Annotated in this window: 6 protein-coding genes and 3 pseudogenes; 3 read left to right on the plus strand and 6 right to left on the minus strand. The window is 71.2% G+C overall.

Annotated elements, in window-relative coordinates; genetic code table 11:
• Positions 1-191 precede the first annotated feature (191 nt).
• The 3 genes and pseudogenes from ABZ622_RS41370 (at position 192) to ABZ622_RS41380 (ending at position 1,484) form a co-directional block, all read left to right on the plus strand.
• Complete coding sequence (locus ABZ622_RS41370) at positions 192-371, plus strand: hypothetical protein (RefSeq protein ID WP_360552433.1); 180 nt, start codon at positions 192-194, stop codon at positions 369-371.
• Positions 372-858: 487 nt separating this feature from the next.
• Positions 859-1,017: pseudogene (locus ABZ622_RS41375) on the plus strand (acyl carrier protein); the annotation flags it as partial.
• Positions 1,018-1,394: 377 nt separating this feature from the next.
• Positions 1,395-1,484, plus strand: a complete 90-nt coding sequence (locus ABZ622_RS41380) for a hypothetical protein (protein WP_360552443.1) — start codon at positions 1,395-1,397, stop codon at positions 1,482-1,484.
• A 335-nt stretch (positions 1,485-1,819) separates the two neighbouring features.
• Here the strand turns inward: ABZ622_RS41380 and ABZ622_RS41385 are convergent.
• From ABZ622_RS41385 to ABZ622_RS41410, 6 genes and pseudogenes are all read right to left on the minus strand, one after another.
• Positions 1,820-3,243: pseudogene (locus ABZ622_RS41385) on the minus strand (MFS transporter).
• A gap of 286 nt (positions 3,244-3,529) precedes the next feature.
• Positions 3,530-4,378, minus strand: coding sequence for an SGNH/GDSL hydrolase family protein (locus ABZ622_RS41390; protein ID WP_360552435.1), 849 nt, complete (start codon positions 4,376-4,378; stop codon positions 3,530-3,532).
• Positions 4,379-4,505: 127 nt separating this feature from the next.
• Entirely contained in the window at positions 4,506-5,525 is a 1,020-nt protein-coding gene (locus ABZ622_RS41395; protein ID WP_360552437.1) for a hemolysin family protein, read from the minus strand.
• Entirely contained in the window at positions 5,522-6,859 is a 1,338-nt protein-coding gene (locus tag ABZ622_RS41400; protein WP_360552439.1) for a hemolysin family protein, read from the minus strand. The genes ABZ622_RS41395 and ABZ622_RS41400 overlap by 4 nt, the downstream gene beginning before the upstream one ends.
• Positions 6,860-7,032: 173 nt before the next feature.
• Positions 7,033-7,458: a GNAT family N-acetyltransferase gene (locus tag ABZ622_RS41405; protein ID WP_360552441.1), complete on the minus strand. Its 426-nt coding sequence runs from the start codon at positions 7,456-7,458 to the stop codon at positions 7,033-7,035.
• A gap of 60 nt (positions 7,459-7,518) precedes the next feature.
• A pseudogene (locus ABZ622_RS41410) lies at positions 7,519-7,608 on the minus strand (lytic transglycosylase); the annotation flags it as partial.

Raw genomic sequence — 7,608 nt, forward strand, 5'->3', positions numbered from 1 at the left:
CGTTGGCCTGCGTATCGGGAAGGTCGAAGGTCGTCCCGTCCACCGACACCAACCGCAGACCCCGAAACCACGCTCCCGTCGTCGCCGGGAGCGCCTCGTGCCTGGACCAGCCTGTGGGGCCCCGGTTCCTTCGTGCTGCGGGGATGCCGATCGGAAGCTGGTGAGTCCACGCGCTCGCGTGCGGTGCCGACGTGTCCGGGACCCCGGGCGATGCCGAAGAGGCGGTCATGATGGACGCGGTGGGGCCCGTGGTCGTCGAGGGACCGGGGTGCGGGGACGTGGAGTTGACGCTGCGCACCCCGCGGTGGAGCTGTCCGCCGGTACTGTCCGCGCTGCCTTTCGTGGAGGGGCTGTTGCTCGCTGCGGGCTGACGGACCGGGGCCGTGCCGCCCGCCCCCGTGCACAGCTGGTGGCACAGCGCTCGAATGCGCCGTCACCGAGTCGGCCGGTGCCTCCCGGTCCCCCGCACCGGCCCCGCATCGGGCGGACCGGGCGGGTCGGTCGGGCCCGGCCCGGTCGAGTCGCCGGCGCAGGTCGTACGTGGTCTCGGCCCGGAGGCCGAGGTGCGCATGTGCCAGGGGGCGGATACGGGGGCGGCGCCACCGTGTCCACCCCTGGGTACGCGGCGACGCGGGCAACCCGGCGGCGTTCCTGCTCGCCGCCGCCGCACTGTTCACCGCAGGCGCTCGGCTGCGTTGGGACCGGTTGCGTGCCCCGGGAGCGAACCTTCCGAGCGACCTGCCGACGTACCCCTTCCGCCGCAAGCGCTACTGGATCGAGGAGCCGCACGACGGAGCGGGCGCGGCGCGGGGCACCGACACGTCCGGCCCGCGCCTTTCCCTCGGCTCGCTCACCCCCGTGGAGCGGGAGGCGTACCTCCTGGCCGAGCTGCGCAATGTGCTCGACGAGCCCGAAGGGCTGGATCCCGAACGGTCGTTCCTGGACGCGGGCGGGGACTCGTTCACCCCCACGCTGTTCATCACAAAGGTGGAGGAGCACTGCGACCTCGGCCTCCCTCCCGAGGAACTGCCCCTCGACGTGCCCCTGGCCGAGGTGATCAGCAAGCTCGCCGCGAACATCACCGCCGCGACGCCGAGGCTGAACGGGAGCCTTCCGCATGACCGTGCTCGTACGGCCCCGCCGAGTCGCCGATCCCGCAGTGCGCGTGGTGGTCATCCACCACGCGGGCGGCTCGTCCGCCGCCGTTCACCCGCTGACCCATCACCAGCCGGACGACAGGGAGTTGCTGATGCTCGACCTGCCGGGCCGGGGAAAGCGGCACACCGAGGCGCCACTCGACGACAGGACGAAGCTGGCCGTGACGGCAGCGGACGCAGTCGCGCCATGGGCGGCGGCGTCCGCCGCCGGCGCTCTTCGGGCACAGCCTGGGCGCGCTGGTCGCGTCCGAGACCGCACGCATGCTGGAGGGGAGGGCCTGGCGCCCCTCTGGGGCGGCGTCTCAGGGAGACCGGCCCCGGGTGTGATCGGTGGCGGCGGAGCGCTGCATCCGGCCATGACGGACGACCACATCATGGACCGGCTGACCGGCTGACCGGCTGACCGGCTGACCGGCTGAGGGAGATGGGCGGCATTCCCGCGCGGATCGGCGAAGTACCCGAGTTCCGGGACCGGTTCCTGAGTATCGTACCGGCCGACCTGCAGGCGCTGGTGTCCTACCGGCCCGCGCCGGCCCGCCAGGGACCACCCGAACGAAGCACCGCCGTCCGGGACTCCCCGGCCGGCATCCCCGCTGACACCGCGCATGCTGTTCGCGGCGTTCGCCCCCGGCCGCCGCGGCGCGCCCGGATCCCGGTACCTGCTACGCCGAGGTGCTCTCCCGACGGCCGTTGAGCAGCATGGCGATCACGAGGGCGCCGAGCGCGAGGAAGGCGGCGGCAACCCTGAGTGCGAGGGAGAAGCCCTCCGTCGCGGCATCGAGCGGGCCGGTCGGGCCGACGACCGCGTCGGTGCGCTGCGCAGCCAGGGCGACCAGGACCGACAGTCCCACGGCGCCGCCGACCTGCTGGACGGAGGTGAGGATCGCCGAGCCCAGCCCGGCGTTCTCCTCGGTGGTGCCGCTGACCGCGGCGACGGTCAGGGTGGGCAGGCTCAGGCCGCCGCCCAGGCTCGCGACGAGCACACCGGGGAGCACGCCGAGCGCGTAGTGGTCGTTCGGTGAGGTGCCGGACAGCATCAGCAGACCGGCGGCGCTGAGCAGGAATCCCGCGACGAGGATCCAGCGCGTCCCGAACCCGGCCGCCGCGCGCGAGGCGAGCCACATGCCCGTGAGGATTCCGGCGCCGTAGGGCAGATAGGCGAAGCCGGCCTTGAGCGGGCCGTAGCCGAGCACGGTCTGCATGTGGAGCATCAGCAGGAAGGCCATCGCGTAGAAGGAGGCGGAGAACATCAGGCTCGTGACGCCGGCGACGGCACGGGTGCGGTCGGCCAGGAACGGCAACGGCACCAGTGGGTCGGCCGTGCGTGCCTCGACCGCGAGGAAGGCGGCGGCAAGGACGGCGGCCAGGAGCAGGGGGCCGATGACCGTCATGCCGCCCCAACCCGTCTCCCCGGCCCGGAGCAGCCCGAATACCAGGGACAGGACGGCGCCGGTGCCCAGGACCGTTCCGGGTGCGTCCAGGCGTGCCCGGTGAGGGGACCGGCTCTCGGTGACCAGGCGCGGGACCAGCACGAGGGCGATCGCGGCCACGGGCAGATTGATCAGGAAGATCCAGCGCCACGAGGCGAATCCGGTCAGCGCACCGGAGATCACCAGCCCCATCGTGCCGCCCAGACCGGCGATGGCGCCCCAGAGCCCGAACGCCTTGGCGCGCTCCTCGGCACCGGTGTACATGAGCGTGATCAGGGACAGCGCCGCCGGACTGGCCATGGCCGCGCCCCCGCCCTGGACGAACCGCGCCACCACGAGGTGCCACGGCTCCTGGGCAGCCCGCAGGCGAGGCTCGCGACGCCGAACACCGCCACACCGCCGAGGAAGACACGGCGCCGGCCCAGCAGGTCGGCCGCCCGACCGGACAACAACAGCAGGCCGCCGAAGGCGAGGAAGTACGCGTTGACAACCCAGGCCAGGCCGGCCGTGGTGAAGCCGAGCTCTTCCCGGACGCTGGGGAGCGCGACGTTCACCACGGTGTCGTCGAGGACGAGCATGAACTGCACGAGACACAGCAACATCAGTGCTGGTCGGCGGCGGTCGGTGCTCGTTGAAAGGGTTGGTGCTGAGGCCATGCCGACGACGCTACGCACCGATCATGCCGGCGAAAATCCGTCATGAGGCCATGAGGTGTCGCGTTGAGGCCATCCTCTGCGCGGCGGCCCTGGAGAAGGACACCAGGACATCGGCGGGTGAGCGCGTCCTGCCGCTGCCCGGCAGGGCCGCAGCGGTGTCTGGACTCCGCAGACGGTCCGTGCGGGCCGGCGCCGAGATCCGGCCCCCGGGTGGTTACTGGAGGGGAGCCGAGGTCCGGTCTGCGGGTGGTTACTGGAGCGGAGCCGAGGTCCGGTCCGCAGGTGGTTACTGGAGCGGAGCCGAGTCGACCCGGCGCCAGGTCGCCACGGGACCTGGGTCACAGGCGTCCTGTGGGGTGACCCAGAACGCCCTTCCCAGCTCGGAGCTGTACTGGGCACCCGTCCGGCCGTCCCCGGAGGAGCGGCCGGTCAGGCGGCGGCCGATCCAGGGCATCAGGTGCTCGCGGGCGAAACGGAGATCGTCGACGCGTCGCCTGGCCCACCTGGGCGGGACGGCGGTCGGCAGCGGGGTGCGCCAGTCGTGCTCCGGCGGCAGCCCCAGCGTCTGCCAGACCGCCTCGGCGACCCGCGAGTGCCCGTCGGCCGTCAGATGCAGCCGGTCGACGTCCCACAACCGGGGATCGCCCAGCGCCGACGACTCGTACAGATCGACGACCACCGCTCCGTGCCGGGCGGCCAGGTCGTCGATCAGGGCGAACAGCTCCTCCATCCGCGGACGGAAGCGCTCCATCACCGGGCCGTTGCGCCCCGGACTGCGCATGAGCACAAGCGTTCCGCACGAGGGTGCGAGACGTTCCACGGCCTCTTCGAGCCGTCCGCGGACCATGCCCATGTCGCACTTGGGCCGCAGCGTGTCATTGAGTCCGCCGACGAGTGTGACGACGTCCGCACGCATGGCGGCGGCCACATCGACCTGCTCGTCGACGATCTGGCCGATCAACTTGCCCCGTACGGCGAGATTCGCGTAGCGGAAATCCGGGGCGCGGGTGGCGAGCCGGCCGGCGAGGACATCGGCCCAGCCGCGGTACGAACCGTCGGGCAGCAGGTCCGACATGCCCTCGGTGAACGAGTCGCCGACCGCGACAAGACTGTTGTAGGAGGCATTTGTTTCCATGGCGATGCGATCGTATCGCGGCCGGTCCGGCCGCTTCCGGAGCCCGCCACCCCCACACGGGCCGGACCACGGACCCGGTCGTGGCGGGGGCCGCGGCCGGCAATCCGTACCGCGGCCCCCGTGCGGGTCAGCGCGTCTTCGGGCGCCCCACCAGCTCGCGGAGCACGTCCTCCATGGTGACCATTCCGGCCAGCCGGTCGTCCTCGTCGAGAACCGCCGCCAGATGCGTACGGCTGCGCCGCAGCGCGGTCAGGACGTCGTCGAGCGGTGTACTCGCCCGGACCCGGGCGATCGGGCGCATCGCCGTCACCGGGAAGGGCACATCGCGCGGGGTGGCATCGAGGGCGTCCTTCACATGGAGGTAGCCCAGGATCCGTTCCTCGCTGTCCATCACGGGGAAGCGCGAGAAGCCCGTCTCGTACGAGAGCCGCTCCAACTGCTCCGGCGTGGTCCCGACCTCGGCGTACACGACCCGGTCCACCGGCATCACCACATCACGCACCGGGCGACGGCCCAGTTCCAGCGCGTGGTGCAGTCGCTCGGCCGAGCGGTCGTCGACCAGCCCGGCGTCGCCCGCGTCCGTCACCAGCCGGGCCAGCTCGTCGTCGGAGAACGTGGCGGACACCTCGTCCTTCGTCTCGACCCGAAGGATCTTGAGCAGCGCGTTGGCGAAGGCGTTGATCGCGAAGATCACCGGGCGCAGCGTCCTGGCAAGGGTCACCAGCGGCGGCCCGAGCAGCAGCGCGGCGCGTACGGGCTCGGCCAGGGCGATGTTCTTCGGCACCATTTCGCCGAGCAGCATGTGCAGATACGTCGCCACGGACAGCGCGATCACGAATGAGATCGGATGGATCAGTCCGTGCGGCACACCCACCGCGTCGAAGACCGGCTCCAGCAGATGCGCGAAGGCCGGCTCGGCGACGATGCCGAGCACCAGTGTGCAGAGGGTGATGCCGAGCTGCGCCGCCGCGAGCAGCGCCGATACGTGTTCGAGGCCCCAGATGACGCTCCGTGCCCGCCGGTTGCCGGCCTCGGCCTCGGGCTCGATCTGGCTGCGGCGTACGGAGATCAGCGCGAACTCGGCCCCGACGAAGAAGGCGTTGACGACCAGGGTCATCAGTCCGATGAAGAGCTGGACGGCGATCATCGTGCGTCCTCCGTCCGCTCGTCGTCGCCGGGCAGCGGCGCGTGCAGCAGGGCCCGCGCGGCGCGGCGTCCGGACGCGTCGACCACATCGATCCGCCAGCCCGCCAGCTCGACCGCGTCACCCACGGCGGGGATGCGGCCGACCTCGGTGGCGATGAGCCCGGCGAGTGTCTCGTACGGTCCGTCCGGCACCCGCAGTCCGATCGTCTTCAGCTGGTCGATGCGGGCGGCGCCGTCGGCCGACCACAGGGTCCGCCCGTCGGCGTCCTCGCCGGCCGGTGCGAGGTCCGCGGTCTCGTGCGGGTCGTGCTCGTCGCGCACCTCACCCACCACTTCCTCGACGATGTCCTCCAGTGTCACGACTCCGGCCGTGCCGCCGTACTCGTCGATGACGACGGCCATGGCGAGCTTGCCGGACAACCGGTCCAGGAGCCGGTCCACCGTGAGTGTCTCGGGCACCAGCAGGGGTTCGCGCAGCATCTCCGACACGCGGGTGTGGGACCGCTGCTCGGCGGGGATGGCCAGCACGTCCTTGATGTGTGCCACACCGACGACGGTGTCCAGGCTGCCGAGGTAGACGGGGAAACGGGACAGGCCCGTCGCCCGGGTGGCGTTCGCGACATCCTCGGCGGTCGCCTGCGCCTCCAGCGCGGTGACCTGGACCCGGGGGGTCATTACGTTCTCCGCCGTCAGTTCGGCCAGGTTCAGGGTGCGGACGAACAGTTCCGCCGTGTCGGCCTCCAGCGCACCTTGCTTCGCGCTGTGCCGGGCCAGCGCCGCCAGCTCCTGCGGGCTGCGCGCGGATGCCAGTTCCTCGGCCGGTTCCAGGCCGAAGCGGCGCACGATCCGGTTGGCGGTGTTGTTGAGGTGACTGATGAAGGGCCGGAAGACGGCGGTGAACGCCCGCTGCGGGGTGGCCACGGTCTTCGCCACGGCGAGCGGGGAGGAGATCGCCCAGTTCTTCGGAACCAGTTCACCGACGATCATCAGGAACACGGTGGACAGCGCCGTACCGAGGACGAGGGCCACGGAGGACGCCACGCTCGGGGCGAGGCCCACCGCCTCCACGGGGCCGCGGATCAGTTTCGCGATGGACGGTTCGGAGAGCATGCCGACCACCAGGTTGGTGACCGTGATGCCGAGCTGAGCGCCGGAGAGCTGGAACGTGAGGCTGCGTACGGCCTTCATGGCGCTCGCCGCGCCCCGCTCGCCCCTTTCGACGGCGCGTTCGAGCTGTCCGCGCTCGACCGTCGTCAGAGAGAACTCGGCCGCGACGAAGGCGCCGCAGGCCAGCGAGAGCAGTACTGCCACGAGCAGCAGAAGCACTTCGGTCATCGGTTCACCTCCGTCCCATGATCGGGCAGGGACAGGAGGATCGCTCGGTGCCGGCGATGTCGACTACTGGGAGGCTCGCCCATGGGCGGACGCTCACACCTTTCGGGAGGATCGGACAGGTGAGGAACCATAGTAAAGGATCGGCAAAGTCGGCCGGTCTGTCCGTGATCCTCTCAGTCCGTGAGCGGCTTCACCCAGCGCCGCCAGTCGTCCTCGCGGTGGTATCCACCCGAGGCCCAGGTGTGATGCGCCCGTTCGTTGGCTTCCAGGGCCATGGCGTCGACCCGTCGACCGCCCAGGGCGAGGAATCGCTGTTCGGCCGCTTCCATCAGGGCGGTGGCGATCCCCTGCCGACGGAGGTCGGGGTGCACGGCCAGCCGGTGGACGGAGCATCGCCAGCCGTCGAAGCCGGCTATGACGGTTCCCACGAGACGGCCGTCCCGGTCCGCCAGCAGCAGGGCTTCTGGGTCGCTCGAAATGAGCCGGGCCACACCGTCGTGGTCGTCGCTGGTGCTCGTTCCCTCTACGGCCTCGCACCAGAACCGCAGCACGGTGTCGATGTCTGTGAGGCCGGCGGGGCGTATGTGGAGATCACTCATGGGTCGAGCCAAGCAGAGCGTTTGCCCGCGCGGCCGACGTTTTCGGCATCGGACCCCGGCTCAGTAGGCGGAGTTGACGTTGTCGATGGATCCGTAGCGGTCGGCGGCGTAGTTGGCGGCCGCGGTGATGTTGGCGACGGGGTCGGTGAG

This window comes from Streptomyces sp. NPDC007164 (assembly GCF_040634135.1).
GTDB classification, from domain to species: domain Bacteria; phylum Actinomycetota; class Actinomycetes; order Streptomycetales; family Streptomycetaceae; genus Streptomyces; species Streptomyces sanglieri.